We start from the raw sequence: 25,985 nt of genomic DNA on the forward strand, positions 1-25,985 counted from the left end.
GCTGTGCGCAACGAGGGACTGGGGTCGTGGCCCGCCCGCCGGGCCCGCAAGACCCCGCACCGCACCGCCGTCCGCCACGAGGGCGCGGCGACCACCTACGCAGAGCTGCACGACCGCACCACCCGGCTGGCCCACGCGCTGCGCGCACGCGGTGTCCGGCGCGGCGACCGGGTCGCCTACCTCGGCCCCAACCATCCGTCCTTCCTGGAGACGTTCTTCGCCGCCGGCGCGCTGGGCGCCGTCTTCGTGCCGCTCAACACCCGCCTGGCCGGGCCCGAGATCGCCTACCAACTGGCCGACTCCGGAGCGGCCACACTGGTCCACGCCCCCGCGCACGCCGCGCTCGTCGACGGGCTGCGGGACCCGGCAGGGCCCGTGCGGACGTACGTCGAAGTGGGCCCGGAGTACGAGGAGCTGATCGCGGAGGCCACGGACGGACCGCTCGACGAGCCGGTCACCGGCGACGACGTGTGCATCATCATGTACACCTCCGGCACCACGGGGCGTCCCAAGGGTGCGATGCTCACGCACGCCAACCTCACCTGGAACGCCGTCAACGTCCTGGTCGACACCGACCTCACGGCGGACGAGGTGGCGCTGGTCTCCGCGCCGCTGTTCCACACCGCCGGGCTGAACATGCTCACCCTGCCGGTGCTGCTGAAGGGCGGCACCTGCGTCCTGGTGGAGTCCTTCGACCCGGAGGCCACCTTCGACCTGATCGCCGAGCACCGGATCACCTTCATGTTCGGCGTGCCCACCATGTTCGAGCGGATCGCGCACAGCCCGCGCTGGCCGGCCGCCGACCTCTCCTCGCTGCGCATCCTCACCTGCGGCGGCTCCCCCGTGCCGGCGCCGCTGATCGCCACGTACCAGGAGCGCGGGCTCACCTTCCAGCAGGGGTACGGCATGACCGAGGCGGCGCCCGGTGCGCTCTTCCTGGACGGTGAGCACGCCGTGAGCAAGGCGGGCTCGGCCGGGGTGCCGCACTTCTTCACCGACGTACGGGTGGTGCGCCCCGACCTCTCCCCCACCGCGGTCGGCGAGCCCGGCGAGGTGTTGGTGCGCGGCCCGAACGTGATGTCCGGCTACTGGGGCCTGCCGGAGGAGAGCGCGGCGGTCTTCGCCGACGGCTGGTTCCGTACCGGCGACGCGGCCCGGGTGGACGCGGACGGCTACGTCACCGTCGTCGACCGCCTCAAGGACATGATCATCTCGGGTGGCGAGAACGTCTACCCGGCCGAGGTCGAGAGTGCCCTGCTCGCCCACCCCGGTATCGCGGAGTGCGCCGTGATCGGCGTACCGGACGAGCGGTGGGGCGAGGTGCCGCGGGCCGTGGTCGTCCCCCGGGACGGCTGCGCCCTGGACCCCGCCGAGGTGCTCGCCTCGCTGGCCGGGCGGCTGGCCAAGTACAAGATCCCGAAATCGGTCGTGGTCGCGGACGAACTGCCGCGCACCGCCTCAGGAAAGCTCCTCAAGCCCCGCGTCCGCGCGCTCTACGGCCCGCGCTGACGCACCGTCACCTCCACCTCCCCGTAAGGAGACTCTCATGACCATCACCGTCGACGGCCTCGCCGAACTCAAGAAGCTCGCCGGCAGCGACCTGGGCACCAGCGACTGGATCGAGGTCACCCAGGACCGCATCGACACCTTCGCCGACGCCACCGGCGACCACCAGTGGATCCACACCGACCCCGAGAAGGCCGCCGAGGGCCCCTTCGGCGCGCCGATCGCCCACGGCTACCTGACGCTCTCGCTCTTCATACCGCTCTTCACCGAGCTTCTCGACGTCCAGGGCGTCACCACGAAGGTCAACTACGGCCTGGACAAGGTCCGCTTCCCCGCCCCCGTCAAGGTGGGTTCGCGCATCCGGCTCGCCGCCACCCTCGCGTCCGTGGACGAGGTGAAGGGCGGGGTGCAGATCGCGGTGGACGGCACGGTCGAGATCGAGGGCGGTACCAAGCCCGCCTGTGTCCTGCGCAGCCTCTCCCGCTTCCACGGATGACCGCCGTGCGCGACGCCCAGGACCCACGGCAGCTCAGACGCGTCGCCCTCTCCGGCCTGATCGGCACGGCCGTGGAGTTCTACGACTTCCTGGTCTACGGAACGGTCGCCGCGCTCGTCTTCGGCGACCTGTTCTTCCCCGCCGCCGACCCCGCGGCCGGCACCGTCGCGGCCTTCGGCACCTTCGCCGCCGGGTACGTCGCCCGGCCGCTCGGCGGCATCGTCTTCGGCCACTTCGGCGACCGGCTCGGCCGCAAGGCGATGATGCTGACGACGATGGTGCTGATGGGCGTCGGCAGCTTCCTCATCGGGCTGCTGCCGACGTACGACGCGATCGGCGTGTGGGCGCCCGTGCTGCTGGTCCTGCTGCGCGTCGTCCAGGGCGTCGCGATCGGCGGCGAGTGGGGCGGGGCGACGCTGATGGTCGCCGAGCACGCGGGCGGCCGGCCGCGTGGCCGGTGGACCAGCCTCACCCAGCTGGGCGCGCCGCTCGGCACCGTCCTGTCCACCGGCGTCGTCACCCTCGTCGCCGCGCTGCCCGACGAACAGTTCCGCACCTGGGGGTGGCGGGTGCCGTTCCTGCTCAGCCTGGTCCTGCTGTTCGCCGGGCTGTACGTACGGCTGAAAGTGGCCGAGAGCCCGCTGTTCCGCGCGGTCAAGGAAGAGCGGACCGCCGCCCGGCTGCCGCTGTTCGACGTGGTGCGCAGGCCGCGCGCCGTGCTGCTCGCGGCGTGCGTCGGGATCGGCCCGTTCGTCGCCCAGTCCCTGCTGACCAGCTTCATGGTGTCCTACGCGGTCGGCCAGGGCTTCACCCGCACCCAGGTCCTCACCGGCGTCACGCTCGCCTCCTGCACGGCCCTGCTGGTCCTGCCCTGCGCCGGGGCGCTGTCGGACCGCTTCGGGCGGCGCCCGGTCGTGCTGGCCGGTGCGGTCCTCTCGGCCGCCACCGCGTTCCCGGTGTTCGCACTCGTCGACTCCGGCCGCCCCGGGCTGCTGATCGTCGCACTCGTCCTCGGGCACGGGGTCGCCCAGTCCACGATGTACGGGCCGCTGGGCGCGCTGCTCACCGAGATGTTCGGCACCCGGGTTCGGTACACCGGGGCCTCGCTCGGCTACCAGACCGCGACGCTGCTCGGTGCCGGGTTCTCGCCGCTGATCGCCGGGAGCCTGCTCGCCTCGTACGGGGGCAGTACACCCGTCGCCCTGCTGCTCACCGCGGGCGCGGCCGTCACCGCGCTCACGGTGTGGTGGCTGCGGGAGACCAGCGGCGACCGGCTGGAAAGTGCCGCGCCCACCGCCTCCACCTCATCGGCCCCACCTGCCACCTCCGCGGAAGGAGCCCTCTGATGACCGGCCCGACCGGCGCCACGACGTCCCGCTCCTCGACGACCGGCGCTTCGACACCCCGCTCTTCGACGACCCGCTCTTCGACGACCGGCCCGGGACGACGGCACCGCGCCCGGCGCCGGGCCCGGACCGGCGCGGCACTGGCCGCGCTGCTCCTGGCCGCCACGGCCGCCCCGGCGACCGCCGCGCCGCGGCCCGCGGACCGGCACCTCCAAGGCACGCTGCCGTCCGGCGCCACGTACGTGATCGACACACCGGCCCGCTGGAACGGCACGCTGCTGCTGTTCAGCCACGGGTACCGGCCCGCGGGCGCCCCGAACGAGGCGGTGGACGCGTCCGACGACGCCACGCGGAAACTGCTGCTGAAGGAGGGGTACGCGCTCGCCGGGTCGTCGTACGCGGCGACCGGGTGGGCCGTCGAGCAGGCCGTGCCCGACCAGCTCGCCACCCTGGACGCCTTCGCGGACCGGGTGGGCCCGGCCCGCCGCACGCTCGCCTGGGGCGAGTCGTACGGCGGCCTGGTCACCACCGCGATCGCCGAACGGCACCCCGGCCGCATCGACGGCTCGCTGTCCCTGTGCGGCCTCGTCCAGGGCGGCGTCGCCAACTGGAACTCCACCCTCGACCCGGCCTTCGCCCTGAAGACACTTCTCGCGCCCGGCTCCGGCATCCCGCTGACCGGCTTCGCCGACGCCGGCGAGGCGGACCGGGCCGCCGGCCGGCTCGGTGACGTGCTCTCCAAGGCCCAGGGCAGCGCGGCCGGGCGGGCCCGTATCGCACTGGCCGCGGCCCTGCACAACATCCCCGGCTGGAACGATCCGGGCCAGGACCGGCCCGCGCCGGACGACTACGAGGCGCAGCAGGCCAACCAGTACCGCGCCGTCAGCACGATGCTGGTGGACGCCGCCTTCCGGCGCCGCCAGGAGGCCGAACAGCGGGCCGGCGGGAACATGTCCTGGAACACGGGCGTGGACTACGCGGCGATGCTGCGCAGGTCGGCCGGGTACGAGGAGGTCGAGGCACTGTACCGGTCGGCCGGGCTGTCGCTCGGCAAGGACCTGCGCACGCTCGCGGGCGCGCCCCGGATCGAGGCCGACCCCGCGGCCGTCCGCTACCTGACCCGCAACATCGCCTTCACCGGGAAGCTGCGCACCCCGCAGCTGGACGTGCACACCACCGGCGACCCGCTGGTCCCGGTACAGGTGACCGCGGCGCACCGCCGTGCCGTCACGGCCGCCGGATCGGGCGGCCTGCTGCGCCAGGCGTTCGTCGACAACGCCGGGCACTGCACGTTCACGCCCGCCGAGCAGCTGGCCGCGCTGCACGCGGTCGACCGCCGGATCGGCACCGGGCGCTGGGGGGACACCTCACCGGATGGCCTCAACGCGGAGGCACGGCGGGCCGACCCGACGACGGCGGCGCGCTACCTCGCCTACCGGTCGGGACCGTACCCGCGCCCGTACGACCTGGCGCACCCGGGCGACGGGCAGTAGGCCCGGCGGGGCGGTTCAGCGGCCGAGTGCCTTGGCCAGCTCGTCCTTGGTCATCGAGGAGCGGCCGTCGATGTTCTTCTCCTTGGCCTCGCGGTAGAGCTGGTCCTTGGTCGGCCCCTTCGGGCCCGTACGGTTGCCCGAGCGCTGGCCGCCCCGCTCCGGCGCGGACTTACGGTCCTGCGTGGACTCCTTGCTCGCGCTCTTCGCCTCGCCGGAGCGCGCCCGCTCCTTGTTGACCGTCCGCGCGGCGATCTCCTTCGCCCGCCCGGTCGAGGTGCCCCGCTTCTCGGCGCCTTCCTTGATGTGCTCGTACTGCCGTTCACGCTTGGCGTTGGAGCCGCTGGGCATCATGCGCTCCTTTCCTCCCGCGGAACGCGCCTCGCGTTCCGCCCGGCTTCTTTCCCGCGCCCCCGTGTGCCCGGCACGGCGGCCGTCAATCACGGCGGGCCGCCGCGTCCCAGTCCAGCGTGTCGACGGTGCAGATGCGCGTGTTCATGTTCCGTTCCATCATCCGCAGCGCGGCGTCGGCGAGGTCGGGATGGATGTGCGCGACGGCGTCGTCCGGGACGGTCACCTTCAGGTGCCGGATGTGCGCGTCCAGCGCCGAGTACAGCACGCACTGCTCGGTGACCTGCCCGCACAGTACGACGTGGTCGATGCCCAGCTGCGCCAGCAGATAGGTCATCGGGGTCTCGAAGAAGATCGAGTGCCGGGCCTTGACGATGAACAGCGAGGAGTCGTCGGGGCGTACGGGGTCCACCAGCTCCGCGTGCGGCCCGGCCAGCGCGGTCTCCAGGATCTCGCCGTGGTGCGAGCGCCACTCGCCGAAGTTGTCGTTGGCGTAGATCACCGGGACGCCGTCCGCGCGGGCCCGGTCGATCAGGCGGACGACGGCGGGCAGCGCCTTGCGTACCGAGGGCAGCAGCAGCTCGGCGTCCTGGTGGTCGTAGGTGTTGATCATGTCGATGACGATGAGGGCGGTAGTACTCACGCCTTCCAGGGTTGACCGGCGAACCGCCTTTCTCACCTCGGACACGCCGCACTCCTCCCGGGCTCCGGGGCCCCCGGCCGCTCCTCCGATCGGCGGGTGTGGACGGCATGTCGGCGGGCACCCGTCCGCACCAGGGGCAACCCTGGAGGCATTCGTTCCGATCCCCGTGCGGGGCGCCGACGGCTGGAGGACTCATGGGCGTGCAGCGGCTGATCCGCGACTGGCCCGTGTACCGGCAGCTCACCGGCAAGGACCCGCTCGGCCGCGGGCGGGCCGCGATGTCGGAGTACACCGAGCGGCTGCGGCCCCGTACGGACACCGCCGACCGGGTGGTGCAGTCGGTCTGCCCCTACTGCGCGGTCGGCTGCGGCCAGCAGGTGTACGTCAAGGACGAGAAGGTCGTGCAGATCGAGGGCGACCCCGGCTCCCCCGTCAGCCGGGGCCGGCTGTGCCCCAAGGGGTCGGCGACGCTCCAGCTGACGACCGGCGACGCACGGCGGCACCAGGTGCTGTACCGGCGGCCGCACGGCACCGACTGGGAACCGCTCGACCTCGACACCGCCATGGACATGATCGCCGACCGGGTCATCGCGACCCGCCGCGACACCTGGCAGTGGGAGGCCGACGGCAAGCGGGTGGCCCGTACCCTCGGCATCGCCAGCCTGGGCGGCGCGACGCTGGACAACGAAGAGAACTATCTGATCAAGAAGTTGCTGACCGGCCTCGGCGTGGTCCAGGTGGAGAACCAGGCGCGGGTCTGCCACAGCTCCACGGTCGCCGGACTCGGCACGTCCTTCGGGCGCGGCGGCGCCACCACCTTCATGCAGGACCTCCAGCACGCCGACTGCATCGTCATCGAGGGCTCCAACTTCGCCGAAGCACACCCGGTCGGCTTCCAGTGGGTGATGGAGGCCAAGGCCCGCGGCGCGACCGTCATCCACGTCGACCCGCGCTTCACCCGCACCAGCGCCCTGGCCGACCTGCACGTACCGCTGCGGGCCGGCACCGACATCGCCTTCCTCGGCGGGATCATCAATTACGTACTGACCGAGGGCAAGGAGTTCCGCGACTACGTCCTGGCGTACACCAACGCCGCCACGCTGGTCGGCGAGGACTTCCAGGACACCGAGGACCTGGCCGGCGTCTTCTCCGGGCTCGACGAGGAGAAGCACCGCTACGACGCCGAGACCTGGCAGTACGAGGGCGGCGGCGTGCAGGCCCCGGCGGGCGACGTGGAGCAGCGGCACGACCAGCGGCTCCAGAAGGACCCCGAGACCGGGCGCCGGCTGCAGGAGGCGGCGCACGCCGAGACACACGGCTCGGGCGGCGCACAGGCCGAGCCGGACCCCGACCGGGACCCGACGCTCCAGCACCCGCGGTGCGTCTTCCAGATCCTCAAGCGGCACTACGCGCGCTACACGCCCGAGATGGTGGCGGACATCTGCGGCGTACCGCAGGAGACGTTCCTGCGCGTCTGCGAAGCCCTCACCGAGAATTCAGGCCCGGACCGCACCAGCGCTTTCGCGTACGCGGTGGGCTGGACCCAGCACACGGTCGGCTCGCAGTACATTCGCGCGGCAAGCATCCTGCAATTGCTGCTGGGAAACATCGGACGGCCCGGCGGCGGAATCCAGGCGCTCCGCGGCCACGCCTCCATCCAGGGCTCGAGCGACATTCCCACGCTGTTCAACCTGCTGCCCGGCTATTTGCCGATGCCGCACGCCCACACCCACGAGGATCTCGACACGTTCGTCACGGCGAGCCGTACGGACAAGGGATTCTGGAGCAATATGCGGGCCTATCTCGTGAGCCTGCTGAAGTCCTACTACGGCGACGCGGCGCAGCCGGAGAACGACTTCTGCTTCGACCACCTGCCGCGGCTGACCGGCTCGCACGGCGCGTACGACATCGTCCTCGCGCAGCTGGACGGCGCCTGCAAGGGCTACTTCCTGATGGGCGAGAACCCGGCCGTCGGCTCCGCCAACACCCGCCTCCAGCGGCTCGGCATGGCCAACCTCGACTGGCTGGTGGTCCGCGACTTCTCCCTCATCGAATCGGCGACCTGGTGGCAGGACGGCCCGGAGATCGAGTCCGGGGAGCTGCGCACCGAGGACATCGGCACGGAGGTCTTCTTCCTCCCCGCCGCCTCGCACACCGAGAAGTCCGGCTCCTTCACCAACACCAACCGCTGGGTCCAGTGGCACCACGCCGCCGTGGAACCGGACGGGGACGCGCGCAGCGACCTGTGGTTCACCTACCACCTCGGCCGCCGCATCAAGGCGAAGCTGGCCGCCTCCACCGACCCGATGGACCGCGCGATCCAGGACCTGGCCTGGGACTATCCCGTACAGGGTGAGCTGGCCGAGCCGGTCGCCGACGCCGTGCTGGCGGAGATCAACGGCCGCGGCCCGGACGGCGCGCCCCTCTCGGCGTACACCCAGCTCAAGGACGACGGCTCGACGAGCTGCGGCTGCTGGATCTACTGCGGGGTGTACGCGGACGGCGTCAACCAGGCCGCCCGCCGCAAGCCCCACACCGCACAGGACTGGGTCGCCGCCGAATGGGCCTGGGCCTGGCCCGCCAACCGCCGCATCCTCTACAACCGCGCCTCCGCCCGGCCCGACGGCACACCCTGGAGCGACCGCAAGGCCTACATCTGGTGGGACGCCGAGGCCGGCAAGTGGACCGGGCGCGATGTCCCCGACTTCGTCCCCGACAAGGAGCCGGGGTACGTACCGCCCCACGGCGCCGAGGGGGCCGACGCGCTCCGCGGCGACGACCCGTTCATCATGCAGGCCGACGGCAAGGGCTGGCTGTTCGCGCCCGCCGGGCTGCTCGACGGGCCGCTGCCCACCCACTACGAGCCCCAGGACTCGCCGTTCACCAACGCCCTGTACCCGTCCCGCTCCCGGTCGCCCGCGCGGCAGGTCCACTCACGCCCCGGCAACCGCTACCACCCCAGCGGCGACGAGCCCGGCGCGGGGACCTACCCGTACGTGGTCACCACCCACCGGCTCACCGAGCACTTCACGGCGGGCGGGATGAGCCGCTGGTCGCCGTACCTCTCCGAGCTGCAACCGGAGTTCTTCTGCGAGGTCTCCCCCGCGCTGGCCGCCGAACGCGGCCTGACGCACACCGGCTGGGCGACGATCATCACGGCGCGCAACGCCGTCGAGGCACGCGTACTGGTCACCGAGCGGATCAAAACGCTGACCGTACAGGGCCGCACCGTGCACCAGATCGGCCTGCCCTTCCACTGGGGCCCCAACGGCACGGTGACCGGCGACGCCGCCAACGAACTGGTGGCCATCGCGCTGGACCCCAACGCGCACATCCAGGAGGACAAGGCGCTGACCGCCGACATCCGCCCCGGCCGCCGGCCGCGCGGCCCCGACCTGCCGCGGCTGGTCGCCGACTACCGGCGGCGCGCCGGGATCACCGAGCTCACGGGAAGCGAGCACCAGTCATGACCGGCGTCTTCTTCGAGACCGGCAGCCTCTTCAGCGGCCCGGAACCGGACCCCGCAGGGGACGCGGGACACCCGGACCCGCCCGCACGGGTCGGCTTCTTCACCGACACCTCCGTCTGCATCGGCTGCAAGGCGTGCGAGGTGGCGTGCAAGGAGTGGAACGCCATCCCCGAGGACGGCCTGACGCTCACCGGCATGTCGTACGACAACACCCAGGGCCTGGGCGCCTCGACGTGGCGGCACGTGGCGTTCATCGAGCAGTCCGCACCGCGGCAGGTCCCGGCGGAGTCGGCCGCGCCGGACGGCCGTACGCACCTCCCGCTCGCCGAGGAGGACCCGCAGCGGCCCGCCGGGGACGTGCGCTGGCTGATGTCCTCCGACGTCTGCAAGCACTGCACGCACGCCGCCTGCCTGGACGTCTGCCCCACCGGCTCGCTCTTCCGCACCGAGTACGGCACGGTCGTCGTCCAGGAGGACATCTGCAACGGCTGCGGCTACTGTGTACCGGCCTGCCCGTACGGCGTGATCGAACAGCGCAAGGACGACGGCCGCGCCTTCAAGTGCACGATGTGTTACGACCGGCTCGGCGCCGGCCAGGAACCGGCCTGCGCCAAGGCCTGCCCCACCGACTCCATCCAGTTCGGCCCCTTGGACGAGCTGCGCGAACGCGCCGCCCTGCGCGTCGACCAGCTCCAGGAGGCCAGCGTACCCGAAGCCCGGCTCTACGGGCACGACCCGGAGGACGGCGTCGGCGGCGACGGCGCGTTCTTCCTCCTCCTGGACGAACCCGAGGTCTACGGGCTGCCGCCGGACCCGGTCGTCACCACCCGCGACCTGCCCGCGATGTGGAAGCACGCGGGCGCGGCGGCCCTGTCGGTGGCGGCGGGCGCCGTGGCCTCCTTCGTGCTCCCTGCGCTCCTGCGACGGAAGGGACGGCGATGAGCGGGACGACGACCGGCATCCAGGGGAAAGGCCATAAGGGGCGGCGCGGCAAGGGCGAGGAACTGATGGTGCCGCGCGCCGAGTTCGACTCGTACTACGGCCGCCCCGTCATCAAGGCGCCGTCCTGGAAGGACCGGGACATCGCCGGGTACTTCTTCACCGGCGGCCTCGCCGGCGCCGGCTCGGTGCTGGCCGCGGGCGCCCAGCTGACCGGCCGCCCCACGATGGCCAAGGCCCTGAAGATCTCCTCCCTCGCGGCGATCTCCCTCTCCACGGCCGCCCTGATCAACGACCTGGGCCGCCCCGCCCGCTTCGCCCACATGCTCCGCGTCTGCAAGCCGACCTCCCCGATGAGCGTCGGCTCCTGGCTGCTGGCGGGGTACGGGCCGATGGCGGGTGCCGCGGCCGCGAGCGCGGTGACCGGGTGGCTGCCGCGCGCCGGAGCCGCCGCGACCGGCGCGGCCGCGGTGCTCGGTCCTGCCGTCACCACGTACACCGCGGTGCTCGCTGCCGACACGGCGGTGCCCGCCTGGCACGGTGCACACCGCGAACTCCCGTACCTCTTCGCCGCCTCCGCGACCGCCGCCGCCTCCGGCATGGCCCTGGTGGTCTCCCCCACCCGGGAGACCGGCCCCGCACGGTGCGCGGCGGTACTGGCAGCGGCGGCGGACAAGGCAGCCACCGCGGCCGCCGAGCGGCGGCTCGGCATGGTCGCCGAGACCTACCGCTCGGGCAAGGCCGGCAAGCTGATGCGCTGCGCCCAGGCACTCACCGTGGCGGGCGCGGCGACCGCCGGCCTGCTCGGCGGCCGCAGCCGCCCGGCCGCCGTCGCGGGCGGCCTCGCCCTGCTCACCGGCTCCGCCCTCACCCGCTTCGGCGTCTTCCACGCCGGCATGGCCTCGGCGGAGGACCCGAAGTACACGGTGCAGCCCCAGCGGGAACGCCGCAGGGAACGGGCGGCGGAGACCGAAAGCAGGGGCCGCAGCCACACCCACCCCCACAGCTAAAGCTCGACGCCGTACAACGATGCCGCGTTGGCCGAGGAGAACCGCCGACGTTCCGCGTCGGACGGGAAATGGCTCAGAAAGGCATCGATGTCCTCTCCGGCCGGCCGTTGGAAGGGGTAGTCGGTCGAGAAGAGCAAACGGTCGACAGAGGTGACGGCCAGGGCATGCTGCAGGAGTGCCGGGTTCAGCATGCCGGAGGCGGTGAAGTAGAAGTTCGACCGGATGCATTCCAGAACTGAGCGCCGCAACCCGGCGATACGGGAAAGGCTGTCGGCTCGGTCCAGCCAGAACAGCAGCGTTTCCCCCCAGTGGCCGAGCACGACCTGGAGCCCGGGATGACGGTCGAACGTCCCTCGCAGGATCAGCCGCAGTGCCGCTGTCGCGGCGTCCAGGTGCCACCCCCACCCGTAGGTGGCGAGGGCGAGTTCCGTCATGGGGCCGAATCCGCGGTAAGAGGCGTCACGGACGGCCGCCGAGGGCAGCTGCGGGTGGATGAACACCGGCTGGCCGAGTTCCGACGCGGCGGTGAAGAAGTCGTCATAGACGAGATCGTCGAGGAACAGGTCTCCCGACCGGCCGTGGACCATGGTGCCTACGTGCCCCATCCTTGCGGCCCTTTCCAGCTCGTCCGCGACATCCTTGGGTGACGACATGGGCAGGGTGGACAAGGCACGGAAACGGCCCGGATGCCGGGCGACGGCTGCCGCGGCCGTGTCATTCGCGGCGCGGCTCAGCGGCACGGCCTCGCTGGGCGGCAGCGGCTGTGTTCCCGGCGGCGTCAGGGCGAGGACCGACAGGTCGATGTCCTGAGCGTCCATGGCTGCGACGCGGCCGGCCCCCAGGTCCTCCAGGCATGGCTGATTGTCACCCATCTCGTTGAGGAGAAGGCTCTCGTCGGGACGGTGCGCGGCGCGAAGCGCGGACGTCAGTTCCGGCATCATCCAGTGTTCTTCGACAGCGATGAGAGGAACGGTCCTCATCTGTATGCGGTCTCCTGAAGGGACGCCACCGCACGCATCCGAGGCGGCGAGTGGCTATGAGGGCGGCTAGTGGCTATGAGGGCGGCGCGCAGGCCGGGCAGGTCGCGTGGTGACGCCGCTGACGGCGCCTCGCGTACGGTTCGGCAGGGCTCACCAGGGGACGGTCCGGCCCGAGCGGTCCAGATACTCCAGGCCGGGCGTGCCCAGCTTGGCCAGCAGGACATCCACCAGGAGCGGGACGCTCTCCTCGACGGTGTACGGTGCGTCCGGCCCCCCGAGTGCGGTGCGTATCCAGCCCGGCGCCAGGAGGACGAAGCCGCGCTGCGTCCCGGCCTGCCGGACCGCGAAGCTGCGCATGAACATGTTCAGGGCCGCTTTGCTTCCCCGGTAGACCTCGCGTCCCCCCTTCGTGTTGTTCGTGATGCTGCCTTGCCCGGACGACATCACTCCGATGAGTCCGGTGGCGGTGACGAGGCCTTCGAGCGCTTCGATGACGCGCATGGGGCTGAGTGCGTTGGTGACCATCACCTCGACGAAATCGGCTGTCGGTACCGCGCCGATCGGTGCCGACTCGTTGTTCGTGGTGCCTGCGTTGACGAAGAGCAGGTCGAGCCGGTGCCGTGTGAGGCGTTCGTGCAGGGATGCCAGCTGGTGGGGCTCGTTGATGTCGAGATATTCGATGGTGACGCGTCCGTCGGCCCGGTCAGCGAGATCGTGCAGGGGCGTGCGGGCCGTGGTGTCGCGGACCGTGCCGATGACGCTCCAGCCCCTGTCGAGGAATTCGGCCGCCATCGCGTGGCCGAGGCCGCGCGAGGCACCGATGAGGAGAGCGGTCGGCCTGCTCTGTCCGGTGTCAGTCGATGACATCCAGCGTCATCTCCGTTCTCCACGTGGTGAGTTCTTGTGAGTTCTTCGTGTGTGTCACCGGGACCCGAGAGCGGTGTCGATCGGTGATGCTGTGCCGGCTCTGCAGCCGTGCGAGCCGTAGGGTGCGAGTGTGTCCGCCGCGGCGCCGCCGGAGCGAGCCGAAGGGGCCTGTTCGTAAGATTCCCTTCATGCCAGGTGCGTCCATGTCTGAATCCCTCGCCGTGCAGCCGGACGATGTGCGAATCATTCGCGCACTGCAGATCGCTCCGCGGGCTTCCTTCGCCTCGATGGCGGTCGCGCTCGGTCTCACGGAAAGCGCCGTGAACCGCCGGTACCGGCGGCTGCGCGCCGAGGGCGTCATCCGCGTCGCCGGTATGGTCGACCCGGGGGCGCTGGGACAGAGCAGGTGGCTGGTGCGGCTCCGCTGCCGTCCCGGCAGCGTCGCAGCGATCGCCGACGCGCTCGCCAAGCGCGACGATGTCAACTGGGTCGCCCTGGGCGCTGCGGGCTGCGAAGTCACCTGCGCGATCCAGTCACGGACCCGGGAACAGCGCGAGAACCTGCTCGGTCAACGGCTTCCGCGTACCGCGGCGGTGCTCGACATCAACGCCTACGCTGAACTCCGTCAGTTCGTGGGAGGGCGCGGACACTACTGGACCGCCCTGCAAGGCGTGCTGTCCCCGGAGGAGGAGGCCACGCTCGGGAGCGACGGTCCGCCTTTCACCGAATCCCCCGTGGTCGCTCGCGATCCCGTACACCTCACCACTGAGGACGAGAAGATCCTCGGCGCGCTCGCCGCGGACGGTCGCGCCAGTCTCGTCGACCTCGCCGCAGCGGCGGATTCCACTCCGGGGCGCGTGTCACGTCGCCTCAGCGCCTTGCTCCGGCGCCGCGTCGTCCACATCGATGTCGAGATCGCCGCAGTCGCCCTGGGGTATCGCGCTCGGGCCAACCTGTGGCTGCGCGTGCACCCGTCGGCGGTGAAGTCCGTCGGGCGCACACTTGCGCAGGAGCCCGAGATCGCCTTTGCCGCGGCGATCTCGGGCCCCTGCAACGTCCACGCGGTCGCGCACTGCCGGGACCTCGATGAGCTGTTCGAGTTCACGTCCGATCGCATCGGTTCCTTGGCCGGCCTGCAGAGTATGGAGATCTCACCTGTGCTGCAGCACGTCAAGCAGGCCGGCACACTGCTGTCCGGCGATCGCCTCGTCGAGCCGTCACGTGGCCGGGGGTGAGGGGCAGGGGGTGCCTGGGCGGGGGGGGTGCCTGGCGGGACGCCGGGGGGCGGGGCCGGTGTCAGTGCCCCCGGCTACTGTGTTGAGAAGGGGACCTCGTGCACCCCCATGGGGGAAGAGGGGGCGGAAACGGTACTGCGGGGCCCACCCCCGCGCCCCGCCCCGCCCCGACGCCCCCCGCCCGCGTCCCACCCCCCGCACCGCCCGGAACACCCCCGCACCGCCCGGAGTTCGTCTACAGCGCCCGCAGTTCGTCGAGCAGGTTCTTCTGGGCCCAGTCGATGAACGGTTCCTGCTGGTCCCCGCCGATCTGGACGAGGGCGACCTCGGTGAAGCCGGCGTCCGCGTAGGCCTTGACCGCCTTCACGTACGTCTCGACGTCGTCGCCGCAGGGGAACGCCTCGGCGATGTCCTCCTTGCGTACGTACTGCGTGGCGCCGCTGAAGCCGGACGGTCCTGGCAGCTCGCTGTTGACGGGCCAGCCGCCGACCATCCAGCGGAACTGGTCGTGCGCCCGGGCGATCGCCGCGTCCCGGTCGGTGTCGTACGAGACGGGGATCTGACCGACGCGCGGCTTGCCGGCGCCGCCGTGCTTGTCGAACTTCTCCAGCAGTTCGCGCTTCGGCTCCGTGGCGATGACCAGGTCGCCGAGGCGGCCCGCGATCGCGCAGGACCGGCCGCCGGACACCGCGACGCCGATCTGCGGCGGCTCGTCGGGCAGGTCCCACAGCATCGCCTGGTCCACGTCGAAGTACTCGCCGTGGTAGGTCACCTCGTCACCCGAGAACAGCGCCCGGATGATCTCGATGGCCTCCTCCAGCTTCTCCAGCCGGACCGGAGCCGTGGGCCAGCCCTGCCCGACGACGTGCTCGTTGAGGCTCTCGCCCGAGCCGAGGCCGAGCCGGAACCGGCCCTCCGCGAGCAGCTGCATCGTCGCGGCCTTCTGGGCGACGATCGCGGGGTGGTACCGGGTCGTGGGGCAGGTCACGTACGTCATCAGGGGAATGCGGGAGGTGGCCTGCGCCGCGGCGCCCAGGACGCTCCAGGCGTACGGGGCGTGGCCCTGGGATTCCAGCCAGGGGAAGTAATGGTCCGAGGTGACCGAGAAATCAAAACCGGCGCGTTCGGCCATGACCACATGGTCGACAAGTTCGCGCGGGCCCGCCTGCTCGGTCATCATCGTATAACCGATGTCCACCATCGTCACTCACCTTTTCGCCTTCGGTCCGGTTGCGGAAATGCCTCCGCGGTTCTCATTCATCGAACCGGGTACACGCTCCGTTGATGCGTATTACCGATCGATCGCAACCCTCGCGTCCCCCGAATGGCGGCGGTGATTCATGGTGAAGCGAAAGGATTCCGACGGCCGTACCCGAGTGACCGTTGTCGTGGCACTCGCGGCGAATCTCCTCATCGCGCTCGCAAAGGCCGTCGGCGGTCTGCTGTCCGCCTCGCCCGCACTGCTGTCGGAGGCGGCGCATTCCGTGGCCGACAGTCTCAACGAGCTGTTCCTGCTCGCCGCGCTGCGCCGCAGCCGCCGTCCCGCCGACCGCCGTCACCCCTTCGGATACGGCATGGAGCGCTATTTCTGGGCGCTGCTGGCCGCGGTCGGCATTTTCGTGATGGGTGGCTGCTTCTCCTTCTTCCAGGGGGTCAGCGCGCTGCGGGAAGGCTCGCACGAGTCGCCGAGCGGCTACACGGCCGGTCTGATCGTCCTGGGCGTGGCGTTCGTCGCCGAGGGCAGTTCGCTGGTCCGGGCGGTGTACCAGCTGCGCGTCCAGAAGGCCGGGAGCAGTGATCCGGCGCTGCGGACGGTCCTCGCGGAGGACGGTGCGGCGGTGCTGGGGGTGCTGCTGGCGGCGGCCGGGATGGTGCTCCACCTGGTCACCGGTGAGGCGGTGTGGGAGGCGTCGGCGTCGTTCGCGATCGGGCTGCTGCTGGTGTACGTGGCGTACCGGCTCGGCAGGGAGGCCCGGGACAATCTGATCGGCCAGTCGGTCGACGCGGGGCTGCGGGAGAACATCCGGGGGCTGCTGATCGGGCAGCCGGAGGTGGACAACGTGGCGGAGCTGCTGACCATGCGGCTCGGGGAGGAATCCTGGCTGCTGGCGGCCCGTATCGACCTGGCGCCGGGGCTGGACAGCGAGCGGGTCGAGCTGGTGTGTGTACGGATCAAGCGGGAGGTCGAGCGCACCTGGCCACAGGCCGATCATGTCTTCCTGGACATCACGGAGGCGCCGGCCGGTGCGGCGGGCGCGTCGGTGGCGGGTGACGTCTCGGGAGCGGGCCGCGGCTGAGCTTCCGGGAAGACCGAGGGGTACCTCAGAGCAGGCCGGTCAGGGTGAGTGCGGCCAGCAGTGCGGTGCCGGCCATGGTCCAGGCGACGTAGTCGCCGATGTGGCCGGAGTGCAGCAGCCGGAGCGGATTCAGCCAGTGGCGGCTGCGGGTGTGCTGGGGGTGGCGTACGGCGAGTACGGCGAGGCCCGTGGCGACGGCGGCGGAGAGCAGGCCGAGGAGCAGCCCGGCGGCTGACCAGTGGGGTGGCATGACGGCCACGGTGACGCCGGGCGCCGCTTCGTCGGCGGCGAGGGCCACCGCGGCGTGCAGGGCGGGTGTCACGCCGGCGAGAAGGGCCCCGGCGAGCAGTACACCGGGCACGGCGAGCATGGTGGCGGGTACGCGGGTCAGCTGCTGTTCGGTCTCCGGCTGTTCCCGCTCGCCGCTGGTCTCGCGTTCCGCGCCGTCGGCGGGTGGTGTCCCGAGGCCGCCGAAGACGCGGGCGGCGATGCGGAGTACCGCTCCCCCGGTGACGGCGGAGACGAGGACGAACAGGGCGGTGAACCAGGGGCCGGCGGTTTCCTCGGTGACGGCTTTGCCCAGTCCGGTGCCGAAGGGCGGCAGTCCGGCGAGGGCGAGTGCGGCGGCGGTGAAGTAACCGGCGGTGAGGCGGAGTTCGCGGGCGCGGCCGTGCAGGGCGTACTCGTCGATGGAGCCGTAGCGGTCGAGGAGGATGCCGGCGCAGGCGAAGAGTGCGGCCTTCACGCCGGCGTGGCCGATGACGTAGAGGGTGATGCCGCTGGTGGCTTCGGGTGTCAGGAGGCCGAGGCCGATGAGGAAGAGGCCGGTGTGCGCGACGGTGGAGAAGGCCAGGAGCCGTTTGATGTGGCGCTGGTACCAGCACATGACGGCGCCGACGGCGGCGGAGAGCACGCCGAAGGTGAGGAGGGTGCGGGTGACGGCTTCGGGCGGGATGCCGCCGGGGCCGGCGAAGACGGTCCAGTAGACGCGTGCGGTGCCGTAGACGCCGAGTTCGACCATGACGCCGGAGAGCAGCATGCAGACGGGGGTGGGGGCGACGGCGTGTGCGTCGGGGAGCCAGAAGTGGAAGGGGACGGCGGCGGCCTTGACCAGTAGTCCGGTGAGGAGGAGGACGAAGGAGCCGAGGACGAGTGCGTCGGGGGGCGCCGCGGGCGTCGAGTGCGGCGCCGATGTGGCGCATGGCGAGTTCGCCGGTGCGGGAGTAGAGCAGGGCGATGCCCATGAGCATGGCGTAGGCGCCGAGGGAGTTGACGACGCCGAAGGTGAGGCCGCCCTGGACGGCTTTGGCGGCCTCGACGCGGTAGCCGGTGAGGGCGTAGGCGACGACGCCCATGAGTTCGAAGAAGACGAAGGCGTTGAAGAGGTCGCCGGTGAGGACGAAGCCGCACATGCCGGCCTGGAAGAGGAGGACGAGGGCGGGGAAGGAGCCCGCGTGTTTGCGGGGTGGTTCGTCGAAGTAGCGCCAGGAGTAGATGAGGACGGCGAGGACGAGGAGGGAGACCAGGGCCGCCGTGCCGAGGGCGAGGTGGTCGGCGTGGAGGACGATGCCGACGCTGTGTCCGTGGTGCGGGGTCCAGCCGCCGAGCCATTCGACGACGGGTGAGGGTGCGGTGAGCAGCAGGTACAGGGCGAGGGCCGCGGTGGTGGCGGCGACGGCGCTGCCGGCGGCTTCGGCGACGATGCGCGGTACGAAGCGGCCGGCGGCGACGAGGAGGGCTGCGCCCAGCAGGGGTGTGGCGATGACGAGGGGCAGCAGGTGGGTCATCCGCGCAGCTCCGAGAGTTCGTCCGGGTCGAGGGTGTGGTGGCGTTTGGCGACCTGGATGACGAGGGCGAGGAGGAGGGCGGTGACGGTGGCGCCGACGACGACGTCGGTGAGGGCGAGGGCCTGGACGACGGGGTCGACGACGGGGCGGGAGCCGGGGGTGATGTCGGCGAGGACCGGAGCGGTGGCGTCGTCGCGGTAGCCGACGGCGAGCAGCAGGACGTAGGTGGCGGCCTGGCAGACGGCGAGGCAGCCGACGGCGTGGATGAGGTTGCGGCTGGTGGCGAGGCCGTGGCAGCCGACGAGGAAGATCCAGGCGGCGACGAGGTAGGGCAGTACGTCCATCATGGTGCGTGCCTCCTGTCCGCGGTCATTGTTCTTCTCCCTCCTCCTCGATCTCGACGGCCTGGTCCAGGAAGCGGGCGAGCAGTACGACGACGGCGCAGGCGACTTCCATGCCGATGGCGGCGTTGAGCAGGGGGACGGTGCCGCCGGACGCGAGGGTGTTGAAGGTGCCGTGGGGCAGGACGTTGGCGAGGTAGGCGGAGCCGGCGAGCAGTGCGGCGGCGCCGGTGACGAGGTAGGCGGCCTCGCCTGCCGCGTCGCCCACTTCGAAGAGGCCGATGGGGCGGATGCGTTCGAGTGCGCGGTAGTCCACGGCGATGTAGAGCAGGTGGAGGGCGGTGGCCGCGACGACGCCGCCCTGGAAGCCGCCGCCGGGGGTGAGCTGGCCGTGGGCGACGATGTAGAGGCCGGTGACGAGGGTGACGGGGAGCAGGACGAGCGCGTAGCGGCGTACGGGTGCGGAGACGCGGGCGGGCGCCGGGGTGACCTGGCGTTCGTCGCGGGCCTGGCGGAGCAGGACGACGGTGCCGAGGACGGCGGCGAAGAGGATGGATTCCTCGCCGAGGGTGTCGAAGGCGCGCTGGTCGAAGTTGACGGCGGCGACGGCGTTGGCGGTGCGGTGGGCGAGGGCTTCGCGGACGGCGCGGTCGCCGTAGGGGTGGGTGGCGGTGCCGAAGGCGGGCAGTCGCAGGGCGGCGGTGACCAGGGTCGCGGCGACGCCGGTGAGTCCGAGGAGGAGTACCCACATGCGCAGTCGTCGGCTCATCGGCCGTCCTCCGCTTCCTGTTCGGCGCGTACCTGGTCCAGGGAGCGGCGGCGGGCCTTGCGTACGGACAGCAGGATGAGCAGGGGGGTGAGGGCGGAGCCGACGGCGAGCTGGGAGAGGGCGACGTCGGGGGCCTGGAGGACGGTGAAGAGGAGGGTGAGGGTGAGGCCGAGGAGGGAGAGGGCGAGTGCCTGGCGGGCGGGTTCGCGGACCGCGACGGCTGCGGTGGCGGCCGCGGCGACGAGCAGCAGTGCGAGGGCGATGAGCAGGTCAGCCATGGTCGTCCGGCTCCTTCGGGCGGGCGCCGGCCAGGGCTTTGGCGGAGATGATGTTGCCGCCGGCCAGGAGGGCGCCGATGACGAGGAGTTTGGCCAGGGAGCGGCCGGGGCCTTCGGCGACGCAGAGGGGCAGTAGGACGGCGGCGGTGGCGGTGAGCGCGAAGGCTGCGGTGAGGGGGCTCTGTGGTGGGTCGTCGCCCATTTCGGGGCCGAGGAGCCGGGCGTAGACGAGGGTGCCGACGGGGCCGAGGAGGGCGACGACCAGGGCCAGGTCGGTGTAGGGGGGCCGGTCGTAGCCGCGGGCGAGCAGCAGGAGGACGAGGCAGACGAGGAGGGTGCCGGTGTTCTGCGCGGCGACGCGGCGGCGCAGTGGTCCGGTGGCGACGCACCACAGGACGGGGGCGAGGCCGAGCGTCATGAGTGCGGCGGCGGCCGCGAGCCAGCCGTTCACCGGTCGGTCACCGCCCGCCGGGCGGCCCCGGCGGCGACCGCGCCCACGAGGGAGACGGCGGCCCCGACCAGGGTCTCCAGGGGGTCGACGGTGGTGATGAGGACCGTCCAGAGGGCGAAGAGGGCGGCCCACCACACCGCTGTCTCGGCCACGTTCCGGGCCCGGCCGTGTGCCGTGCCGCCGTCAGGACTCCGCATGTCCGCCTCTTCTCCGCCGACGCGTGGGCCGGGTACCCCGGGTCACAGGTGGTCGCGCGGGACTGTCTCGTTCCAGGTGCGGGAGAAGACCCGGCGGTCGCCTTCGTAGCCGTCGAGGGTGGCGTCGATGCAGAAGCAGTCCTCGCTGGACCAGAGGGCCTGGTGGGTGACGACGCGTACGTCCCAGTCACCGCGCCGGAAGCGCATGGTCCAGGTCGTCTCGCCGCGTACGGAGGTGAAGTCGTCGGCGACGGAGGTGTACCGCTCGTACGCGCGGCGGCCGACGTCGATGTCGGCCTCCTCGTAGCGTACGAGGCCGGCGTCCTTCACGATCTCCAGGGCGTTGTGGTAGTTGACCAGGTCGCGTTTGACGTCCCAGCGCTGTTCGACGGGGAGCAGCTGGGTGGTGGGGAGCGGCTCGGTGCCTTCGGGCTCGCCGAAGGCGGGGTCGGGCACGTCGTCGGGTACGTCGTTGGGGCGTACCGGCAGGGCGAGGGCGCTGGTGCCTTCGTAGACGGTGAGCCGGACGGGGCGGGGCGGCGGCCAGGCCAGCGGCCAGTAGGAGGTGGACAGGGAGAGGCGGAGCCGGTGGCCGGCGGGGAACGCCTGTGCCGTGCAGTTGAGCTGGACGGTGGCGCGGTAGCGGCGGCCGGGTTCGAGGGGTTCGGGTACGCCGGTGCCGTCCCGCCGGGTGAAGTTCAGCAGGCCGTAGGTGACGCGGGTGGCGCTGCCGTCGGGGGCCACGTCGGAGAGCCGGGCGGCGACCATGGCGACCGGTTCGGAGACGGAGACCTCCAGTTCGACGGTGGCGGTGCCGAGGATCTCCAGCGGTTCGGTGAGCGGGGGGCTGTCGAAGACGAGCGAGCCGCCGTCCTCTTCGCGCTGGTCGTACGGCAGGTCCGGGGGTGCGTTGTAGGAGGCCCACTTGCCGGCGAACTGGCCGACGGAGAGGGGGGACTCGACGGTGAGGGCGTCGCCGCGCACGGCGTCGTCGCGTTCCTCGTCCCGGGGCTGGTCCTCCCTGACCGTCTCGTCGGGCGGGCCGATGCGGTGCCGGGTGAGGGGGTGCACGCGGCGCTCGATGCGCGGGGAGGGCCAGACGGGTTCGCCGACCCAGCGGCCGGGGCGTTCCTCGTAGGAGGTGGAGGGCGGCATGCTGTCCTGCATCCAGGTGCGGAGCATGGGGCCGTCCATGGCTCCGTTGTCGGCGCCCTTGAGCCAGTGGTCCCACCAGCGCACGACTTCCTGGAGGTAGCCGATGGCGGGGCCGGGTTCGCCGAGGTGGGGGAACTTGTGCGACCAGGGGCCGATGAGTCCCCTGCGCGGTACGTCGAGGTTGCTGAGCAGGCGGCAGACGGCGTTGGAGTAGCCGTCGGCCCAGCCGCTGGAGGCCAGTACGGGCACCTTGACGGAGTCGTAGTCCTCGCAGACGGAGGCGTGCTTCCAGTAGTCGTCGCGGCGCTGGTGGCGCAGCCATTCCAGGGCCCAGGGGCGGGTGGCTTCCATGCGTTCGTGCCACATGTCGCGCCAGCGGTCGCCGACGACCGCGGGGTCGGGCGGGCAGGTGGCGTAGGCGAACATGGTGCCGGCCTCGCCGAGGTTGTCCGAGAGCAGGGTGCCGCCCATGTAGTGCATGTCGTCGCTGTACCGGTCGTCGGTGAAGGACGCGATGACGATGGCGCGCAGGCTCGCGGGCTGCCGGGCGGCGACCTGGAGCGCGGCGAAGGCGCCCCAGGAGATGCCCATCATGCCGGTGTTGCCGTCGCACCAGGGCTGGTCGGCGATCCAGGCGAGCACTTCTTCGGCGTCGGCCTGTTCCTGTTCCAGGTACTCGTCCAGCAGGACGCCTTCGGAGTCGCCGGTGCCGCGCAGGTCGACGCGGACGCAGGCGTAGCCGTGGCCGGCGAGGTAGGGGTGGTGGATGGAGTCGCGTACGGAGGTCAGGTCCCGCTTGCGGTACGGGATGTACTCCACGATCGCCGGCACCGGCTCCCCGTCGGAGGTGACGGGACGCCAGATGTGCGCGGAGAGCCGGGTGCCGTCGGGCATCGGGATCGCGACGTGGTGTTCTTGCTTGGTCGCGTGGGGCAGGTCGCTCACGTACTGCATGCGGCTGCCGTGCTCCTTTCCTGGGTGCCGTGGTTGCTCGCCTCGCCGGCGGGGACGGCGGTCAGCGGCCGGTGGCCTCCGGCGGCGGGGTGCCCTCGAAGTGGTGGTTCAGGGCCGCCACGGCTCGGTTGTACTTCTCCGTCATCTCGTCCACGCTGTCGGCGCCGGTGAAGATGTGTGCCAGTTCGCAGCTGTAGCTGTCCTGCTGCGGGCTGTCGGAGAGGCGCTTGCCCGGTTCCGGCACCATCTCGATGCGGACGCCGGGGATCTCCTGCTCGATGCGCTCGATGTCCTCGGGGGTGGGCACGTTCTTGACCACCGCGTCGGTGAACCAGCGGTAGTACCACTTGGCGCCCATCTCGTACCGGCCCGCGTCCTGCGTCAGCCGTGGGTCCTTGCCGAGGGCCAGGGCGACCATGATGTGGTGGTTCGGTGTGCCGTCGACGTAGTGGAAGATCTGGGCGTGCGACTGCGAGTGCCGGGGGTTGATCTCCAGCAGGTTGATCTGATCGGTGTGCGGGTCGTAGAAGAATTCGATGCTGAAGGTCGCGGTTTCCATGCCGATCTGGCGCATGACCCGTTCACTGGCGGTCCGCAGCCGCTGTACGACGTCCGGCGGCAGTGTGGAGGGGTACTGGTGGCGGAGGAAGCTGGAGCTGTCGGGGTAATTGACGGAGTCCAGCGTTCCGTAGACGGTGACCTCGCCGTCGAGGACGTAGCCCTCCACGGCGACCTGGATTCCGGCAATGGCCTCTTCGGCCAGGCAGACCTGACCGCCTACGCCGGCCATTTCCGGCGGCAGGTCGAGCTGGTCCAGAATGTATTCGAAGGGCCGCCCGACCCGGCTGATGCCCTGCCGGATCTTCTCCACCGCCTCCTGGAATTCCTGCTCGTCCTTGACGCCGTAGGCGAGCTCGGAGGAGTAGGACAGGGCGGGCTTGAGCCACATCGGGAACCGTACGCCCTCCGGCGGCTCGGGACGCTCGGCGGTGAGGTCCACCTGGCCGAAGCGGGGGTGTTCGTCGATGACCTTCTGCTGTTCCAGCCGGCTCCAGTACTTGTGCTCGCACTTGACGATGGATTCCAGGCTGGTGTGCCGGGTGCCGTACCGCTCGCCGAGAATCGGCACGAGGGTGCTGGCGGGGAAGTCCCAGTAGGTCACGATGGCGTCGATGCTGCCCTCGAAGGCGTCCAGGATTCCGTACGCCTTTTCCAGCAGCTCCGGCACGGACACCTCCCCCTCCTGCAGTTCTTCGGGGGTGAGCAGTCCGTGGAAAGCGTATTCCGCGGCGTCGGGAATGGCGCGCAGTTCCGCCAGGTTTCCCTCGTCCAGACCGACGACAAAGATATTCTTCCTACTCAAGGGACCTCCTTCATATCGGCTGCGGGGCCCCGGCTACCCGTCCTTCTACCGTGCGCACGCGGTCCGCGTCATGACAGACACGCGTGAAGACCGGCGCGCCACGCGCCTGCTCCGGGATCGGACCGCCGAGTACCCATCACGCCGGAGTCATGCAGCGGCGCGGCAAACTCGTGTGGTGCGTTCCGGCCGTCGTGGCGTGATTCGGTCACTGTGGCGCGCCGGGTGGGAATGGCGTAGCGGGGCAGGATGGTTCCGCAGGGCAGAAGTCCGAGAGAGGGAGAGCTGACACCGTGGAATACCGCCGCCTGGGCCGTAGTGGCCTGACCATCAGCGAGATCGCGTACGGGAACTGGCTCACGCACGGCTCGCAGGTGGAGCAGGACGCGGCCACCGCGTGCATCCGTGCCGCACTGGACGCGGGCATCACCACCTTCGACACCGCCGACGTCTACGCCGAGACGCGGGCCGAGTCGGTGCTGGGCACCGCGCTCCAGGGCGAGCGGCGCGAGGGGCTGGAGATCTTCACCAAGGTCTACTTCCCGACCGGCACCGGCCGGAACGACCGGGGCCTGGGCCGCAAGCACATCATGGAGTCCATCGACGGGTCGCTGCGCCGCCTGCGCACCGACTACGTCGACCTGTACCAGGCGCACCGGTACGACCACTCCACGCCGCTGGAGGAGACCATGGAGGCCTTCGCCGACGTGGTCCGGTCCGGCAAGGCGCACTACATCGGTGTGTCGGAGTGGACCGCCGACCAGCTGCGCGCCGGGCATGCCCTGGCCCGCGAGCTGAAGGTCCCGTTCATCTCCAACCAGCCGCAGTACTCGGCGCTGTGGCGGGTGATCGAGCCGGAGGTGGTGCCGGCGAGCGAGGAGCTGGGCATCGGCCAGGTCGTCTGGTCGCCGATCGCGCAGGGCGTGCTGACCGGCAAGTACCTGCCGGGCGCACCGCTGCCGGCCGGGACCCGGGCTACCGACGAGAAGGGCGGCGCCACCTTCGTCGCGCGCTGGCTGCGGGACGAGGTGCTGGAGCGCGTCCAGCAGCTGCGGCCGCTCGCCGAGGAGGCGGGGCTCTCGCTCGCCCAGCTGGCCGTGGCGTGGGTGCTGCAGAACCGCAACGTCTCCGCCGCCATCATCGGCGCCTCCCGGCCCGAGCAGGTCGCGGAGAACGTGCAGGCGGCCGGGGTGCGGCTGGAGCCCGGGCTGCTCAAGGCCATGGAGGAGATCCTGGCCCCGGTGGCGATCCAGGACCCGGCGCTGACCGCGGGCAACCCCGCCAACGACGGCTGACGGCGGCCGGAACAGCCCTGTTTCCGGCCTGCGGCGGTTGCTACGTTCCGGATGAACAGGGCTCCACCATTGTGAGGAGGAACCGTGCCGGGTTCAGAATTCCTCGACAAAAAGCTGAGCCGTCGATTCGAGACCTACGACCTGGACGACAACGGGGTCGTCGAAAGGACCGACTTCGTGCGCGCCGCGGAACGTATGGCGCAGGAGTTCGGACACGCACCCGCTTCCCCGGAAATACGTACGCTCAAGGAGCGGCTCGGCGCCGTGTGGAACAGTCTCGCCGAAGCCGCCGACAAGGACCGCGACGGGCGGCTCACCGAAAGCGAGTTCAAGAACGCCTTCCACACGAAGGTCATCGCCGACGACGAGGGCTTCCGCACGCTGTACGAGCCGTTCATCCAGGCAGCGATGGACATCGCCGACACCGACAAGGACGGGAGGCTGGGCCTCGACGAGCACGTGCGCTGGTACAAGGCCCTGATGGGCATCCCCGAGGAGCACAGCACGGCCGCGTTCCGCAAGCTGGACCGGAACGAGGACGGCTACGTCACCCGGGAGGAGATCCTGGCGGCCGTCCGCGAGTACTACTTCAGCGAGGACCCCGACGCACCGGGCAACTCCCTGCTGGGCCCGGTCTGACGGACGGCGGGCCCGTGGGGCTCCGCGGGCCCGCCCGCGCACATGATGACCAAGACGCTCCTGCGCTGACCCCGCAGCGTGGCTTTCCGTGCGGCGGATGTGTGACTCCGCGCGCGTCCGGCTGCACCGG

Annotated in this window: 23 protein-coding genes and 1 pseudogene; 11 read left to right on the forward strand and 13 right to left on the reverse strand. The window is 71.2% G+C overall.

What is annotated here, in order from left to right:
- Positions 1 to 3: 3 nt before the first annotated feature.
- From menE to AAC944_RS04185, 4 genes are read left to right on the forward strand one after another with little or no spacing between them, the layout of a single operon-like run.
- A complete protein-coding gene (gene menE / locus AAC944_RS04170) occupies positions 4 to 1,509 on the forward strand; it encodes an o-succinylbenzoate--CoA ligase (RefSeq protein ID WP_030606284.1) in 1,506 nt (501 codons plus the stop codon).
- A 37-nt stretch (positions 1,510 to 1,546) separates the two neighbouring features.
- Positions 1,547 to 2,002, forward strand: a complete 456-nt coding sequence (locus tag AAC944_RS04175; protein ID WP_030606281.1) for a MaoC family dehydratase — start codon at positions 1,547 to 1,549, stop codon at positions 2,000 to 2,002.
- Positions 1,999 to 3,348 (forward strand): MFS transporter, encoded by a 1,350-nt coding sequence (locus AAC944_RS04180; RefSeq protein WP_037771007.1) that lies wholly within the window; start codon positions 1,999 to 2,001, stop codon positions 3,346 to 3,348. The genes AAC944_RS04175 and AAC944_RS04180 overlap by 4 nt, the downstream gene beginning before the upstream one ends.
- Positions 3,348 to 4,841 carry an alpha/beta hydrolase family protein gene (locus AAC944_RS04185; protein ID WP_368396847.1) on the forward strand — a complete coding sequence of 498 codons (1,494 nt, stop codon included), beginning with the start codon at positions 3,348 to 3,350 and terminating at the stop codon, positions 4,839 to 4,841. Before AAC944_RS04180 ends, AAC944_RS04185 begins: the two co-directional genes overlap by 1 nt.
- 15 nt (positions 4,842 to 4,856) lie before the next feature.
- Here AAC944_RS04185 and AAC944_RS04190 read toward each other — a convergent pair whose 3' ends face one another.
- Both AAC944_RS04190 and AAC944_RS04195 read right to left on the reverse strand, forming a co-directional pair.
- Positions 4,857 to 5,189 carry a hypothetical protein gene (locus AAC944_RS04190; protein WP_030606273.1) on the reverse strand — a complete coding sequence of 111 codons (333 nt, stop codon included), beginning with the start codon at positions 5,187 to 5,189 and terminating at the stop codon, positions 4,857 to 4,859.
- Positions 5,190 to 5,274: 85 nt separating this feature from the next.
- Positions 5,275 to 5,832, reverse strand: coding sequence for a cysteine hydrolase family protein (locus AAC944_RS04195; protein WP_037771005.1), 558 nt, complete (start codon positions 5,830 to 5,832; stop codon positions 5,275 to 5,277).
- A 194-nt stretch (positions 5,833 to 6,026) separates the two neighbouring features.
- Between AAC944_RS04195 and fdh the strand changes: the two genes are divergently transcribed.
- From fdh to nrfD, 3 genes are read left to right on the forward strand one after another with little or no spacing between them, the layout of a single operon-like run.
- The gene (gene fdh, locus AAC944_RS04200; protein ID WP_030606267.1) at positions 6,027 to 9,302 is read left to right on the forward strand and encodes a formate dehydrogenase; all 3,276 of its coding nucleotides are present in this window, start codon (positions 6,027 to 6,029) and stop codon (positions 9,300 to 9,302) included.
- Entirely contained in the window at positions 9,299 to 10,243 is a 945-nt protein-coding gene (locus AAC944_RS04205; protein WP_030606264.1) for a 4Fe-4S dicluster domain-containing protein, read from the forward strand. Before fdh ends, AAC944_RS04205 begins: the two co-directional genes overlap by 4 nt.
- Complete coding sequence (nrfD, locus tag AAC944_RS04210; RefSeq protein WP_030606261.1) at positions 10,240 to 11,250, forward strand: NrfD/PsrC family molybdoenzyme membrane anchor subunit; 1,011 nt, start codon at positions 10,240 to 10,242, stop codon at positions 11,248 to 11,250. Before AAC944_RS04205 ends, nrfD begins: the two co-directional genes overlap by 4 nt.
- Here nrfD and AAC944_RS04215 read toward each other — a convergent pair.
- The gene (locus AAC944_RS04215) at positions 11,247 to 12,230 is read right to left on the reverse strand and encodes an amidohydrolase family protein (RefSeq protein WP_030606258.1); all 984 of its coding nucleotides are present in this window, start codon (positions 12,228 to 12,230) and stop codon (positions 11,247 to 11,249) included. The genes nrfD and AAC944_RS04215 overlap by 4 nt on opposite strands.
- Positions 12,231 to 12,380: 150 nt before the next feature.
- Positions 12,381 to 13,097 (reverse strand): SDR family oxidoreductase, encoded by a 717-nt coding sequence (locus tag AAC944_RS04220; protein WP_030606255.1) that lies wholly within the window; start codon positions 13,095 to 13,097, stop codon positions 12,381 to 12,383.
- Between the two features lie 203 nt (positions 13,098 to 13,300).
- On the opposite strand from AAC944_RS04220, the gene AAC944_RS04225 reads away from it, so the two are divergent.
- Complete coding sequence (locus tag AAC944_RS04225; RefSeq protein WP_368396849.1) at positions 13,301 to 14,332, forward strand: Lrp/AsnC family transcriptional regulator; 1,032 nt, start codon at positions 13,301 to 13,303, stop codon at positions 14,330 to 14,332.
- 235 nt (positions 14,333 to 14,567) lie between these two features.
- Here AAC944_RS04225 and AAC944_RS04230 read toward each other — a convergent pair whose 3' ends face one another.
- Positions 14,568 to 15,533 (reverse strand): LLM class F420-dependent oxidoreductase, encoded by a 966-nt coding sequence (locus AAC944_RS04230; RefSeq protein ID WP_030611963.1) that lies wholly within the window; start codon positions 15,531 to 15,533, stop codon positions 14,568 to 14,570.
- 139 nt (positions 15,534 to 15,672) lie between these two features.
- On the opposite strand from AAC944_RS04230, the gene AAC944_RS04235 reads away from it, so the two are divergent.
- Positions 15,673 to 16,629 (forward strand): cation diffusion facilitator family transporter, encoded by a 957-nt coding sequence (locus AAC944_RS04235; RefSeq protein ID WP_030611961.1) that lies wholly within the window; start codon positions 15,673 to 15,675, stop codon positions 16,627 to 16,629.
- 25 nt (positions 16,630 to 16,654) lie between these two features.
- Here AAC944_RS04235 and AAC944_RS04240 read toward each other — a convergent pair.
- From AAC944_RS04240 to AAC944_RS04275, 8 genes and pseudogenes are all read right to left on the reverse strand, one after another.
- Positions 16,655 to 18,416, reverse strand: a pseudogene (locus AAC944_RS04240) (complex I subunit 5 family protein).
- Positions 18,413 to 18,763, reverse strand: a complete 351-nt coding sequence (locus AAC944_RS04245) for a sodium:proton antiporter (protein ID WP_030611954.1) — start codon at positions 18,761 to 18,763, stop codon at positions 18,413 to 18,415. The pseudogene AAC944_RS04240 and the gene AAC944_RS04245 overlap by 4 nt, the downstream one beginning before the upstream one ends.
- Before the next feature lie 22 nt (positions 18,764 to 18,785).
- Positions 18,786 to 19,526: an MnhB domain-containing protein gene (locus AAC944_RS04250; RefSeq protein ID WP_030611951.1), complete on the reverse strand. Its 741-nt coding sequence runs from the start codon at positions 19,524 to 19,526 to the stop codon at positions 18,786 to 18,788.
- Complete coding sequence (locus AAC944_RS04255) at positions 19,523 to 19,804, reverse strand: Na(+)/H(+) antiporter subunit B (RefSeq protein ID WP_030611948.1); 282 nt, start codon at positions 19,802 to 19,804, stop codon at positions 19,523 to 19,525. The genes AAC944_RS04250 and AAC944_RS04255 overlap by 4 nt, the downstream gene beginning before the upstream one ends.
- A complete protein-coding gene (locus AAC944_RS04260) occupies positions 19,797 to 20,255 on the reverse strand; it encodes an MrpF/PhaF family protein (RefSeq protein ID WP_030611945.1) in 459 nt (152 codons plus the stop codon). The genes AAC944_RS04255 and AAC944_RS04260 overlap by 8 nt, the downstream gene beginning before the upstream one ends.
- On the reverse strand, positions 20,252 to 20,452 hold the full coding sequence (locus AAC944_RS04265) for a hypothetical protein (protein ID WP_037771738.1): 201 nt from the start codon (positions 20,450 to 20,452) through the stop codon (positions 20,252 to 20,254). The genes AAC944_RS04260 and AAC944_RS04265 overlap by 4 nt, the downstream gene beginning before the upstream one ends.
- Positions 20,453 to 20,494: 42 nt before the next feature.
- Positions 20,495 to 22,561 (reverse strand): CocE/NonD family hydrolase, encoded by a 2,067-nt coding sequence (locus AAC944_RS04270; RefSeq protein WP_030611942.1) that lies wholly within the window; start codon positions 22,559 to 22,561, stop codon positions 20,495 to 20,497.
- A gap of 61 nt (positions 22,562 to 22,622) precedes the next feature.
- A complete protein-coding gene (locus tag AAC944_RS04275) occupies positions 22,623 to 23,924 on the reverse strand; it encodes an ATP-grasp domain-containing protein (RefSeq protein ID WP_030611939.1) in 1,302 nt (433 codons plus the stop codon).
- Positions 23,925 to 24,214: 290 nt separating this feature from the next.
- Between AAC944_RS04275 and AAC944_RS04280 the strand changes: the two genes are divergently transcribed.
- Positions 24,215 to 25,216, forward strand: a complete 1,002-nt coding sequence (locus AAC944_RS04280) for an aldo/keto reductase family protein (RefSeq protein WP_030611936.1) — start codon at positions 24,215 to 24,217, stop codon at positions 25,214 to 25,216.
- A gap of 84 nt (positions 25,217 to 25,300) precedes the next feature.
- A complete protein-coding gene (locus tag AAC944_RS04285; protein ID WP_030611933.1) occupies positions 25,301 to 25,855 on the forward strand; it encodes an EF-hand domain-containing protein in 555 nt (184 codons plus the stop codon).
- The last annotated feature ends 130 nt before the right edge of the window (positions 25,856 to 25,985 follow it).

It is taken from the genome of Streptomyces sclerotialus, assembly GCF_040907265.1.
Lineage (GTDB): Bacteria > Actinomycetota > Actinomycetes > Streptomycetales > Streptomycetaceae > Streptomyces > Streptomyces sclerotialus.

Excerpts from the sequence above, each read along its gene's own strand:
- AAC944_RS04265 (WP_037771738.1), bottom strand. The coding sequence starts at position 20,452 with ATGCGGAGTCCTGACGGCGGCACGGCACACGGCCGGGCCCGGAACGTG.
- AAC944_RS04225 (WP_368396849.1), top strand. The coding sequence starts at position 13,301 with ATGTCTGAATCCCTCGCCGTGCAGCCGGACGATGTGCGAATCATTCGC.
- AAC944_RS04270 (WP_030611942.1), bottom strand. The coding sequence starts at position 22,561 with ATGCAGTACGTGAGCGACCTGCCCCACGCGACCAAGCAAGAACACCAC.
- nrfD (WP_030606261.1), top strand. The coding sequence starts at position 10,240 with ATGAGCGGGACGACGACCGGCATCCAGGGGAAAGGCCATAAGGGGCGG.
- AAC944_RS04215 (WP_030606258.1), bottom strand. The coding sequence starts at position 12,230 with ATGAGGACCGTTCCTCTCATCGCTGTCGAAGAACACTGGATGATGCCG.
- AAC944_RS04190 (WP_030606273.1), bottom strand. The coding sequence starts at position 5,189 with ATGCCCAGCGGCTCCAACGCCAAGCGTGAACGGCAGTACGAGCACATC.
- fdh (WP_030606267.1), top strand. The coding sequence starts at position 6,027 with ATGGGCGTGCAGCGGCTGATCCGCGACTGGCCCGTGTACCGGCAGCTC.
- AAC944_RS04220 (WP_030606255.1), bottom strand. The coding sequence starts at position 13,097 with ATGTCATCGACTGACACCGGACAGAGCAGGCCGACCGCTCTCCTCATC.
- AAC944_RS04255 (WP_030611948.1), bottom strand. The coding sequence starts at position 19,804 with ATGGCTGACCTGCTCATCGCCCTCGCACTGCTGCTCGTCGCCGCGGCC.
- AAC944_RS04175 (WP_030606281.1), top strand. The coding sequence starts at position 1,547 with ATGACCATCACCGTCGACGGCCTCGCCGAACTCAAGAAGCTCGCCGGC.
- AAC944_RS04235 (WP_030611961.1), top strand. The coding sequence starts at position 15,673 with ATGGTGAAGCGAAAGGATTCCGACGGCCGTACCCGAGTGACCGTTGTC.
- AAC944_RS04205 (WP_030606264.1), top strand. The coding sequence starts at position 9,299 with ATGACCGGCGTCTTCTTCGAGACCGGCAGCCTCTTCAGCGGCCCGGAA.
- AAC944_RS04250 (WP_030611951.1), bottom strand. The coding sequence starts at position 19,526 with ATGAGCCGACGACTGCGCATGTGGGTACTCCTCCTCGGACTCACCGGC.
- AAC944_RS04185 (WP_368396847.1), top strand. The coding sequence starts at position 3,348 with ATGACCGGCCCGACCGGCGCCACGACGTCCCGCTCCTCGACGACCGGC.
- AAC944_RS04245 (WP_030611954.1), bottom strand. The coding sequence starts at position 18,763 with ATGATGGACGTACTGCCCTACCTCGTCGCCGCCTGGATCTTCCTCGTC.
- AAC944_RS04230 (WP_030611963.1), bottom strand. The coding sequence starts at position 15,533 with ATGGTGGACATCGGTTATACGATGATGACCGAGCAGGCGGGCCCGCGC.
- AAC944_RS04180 (WP_037771007.1), top strand. The coding sequence starts at position 1,999 with ATGACCGCCGTGCGCGACGCCCAGGACCCACGGCAGCTCAGACGCGTC.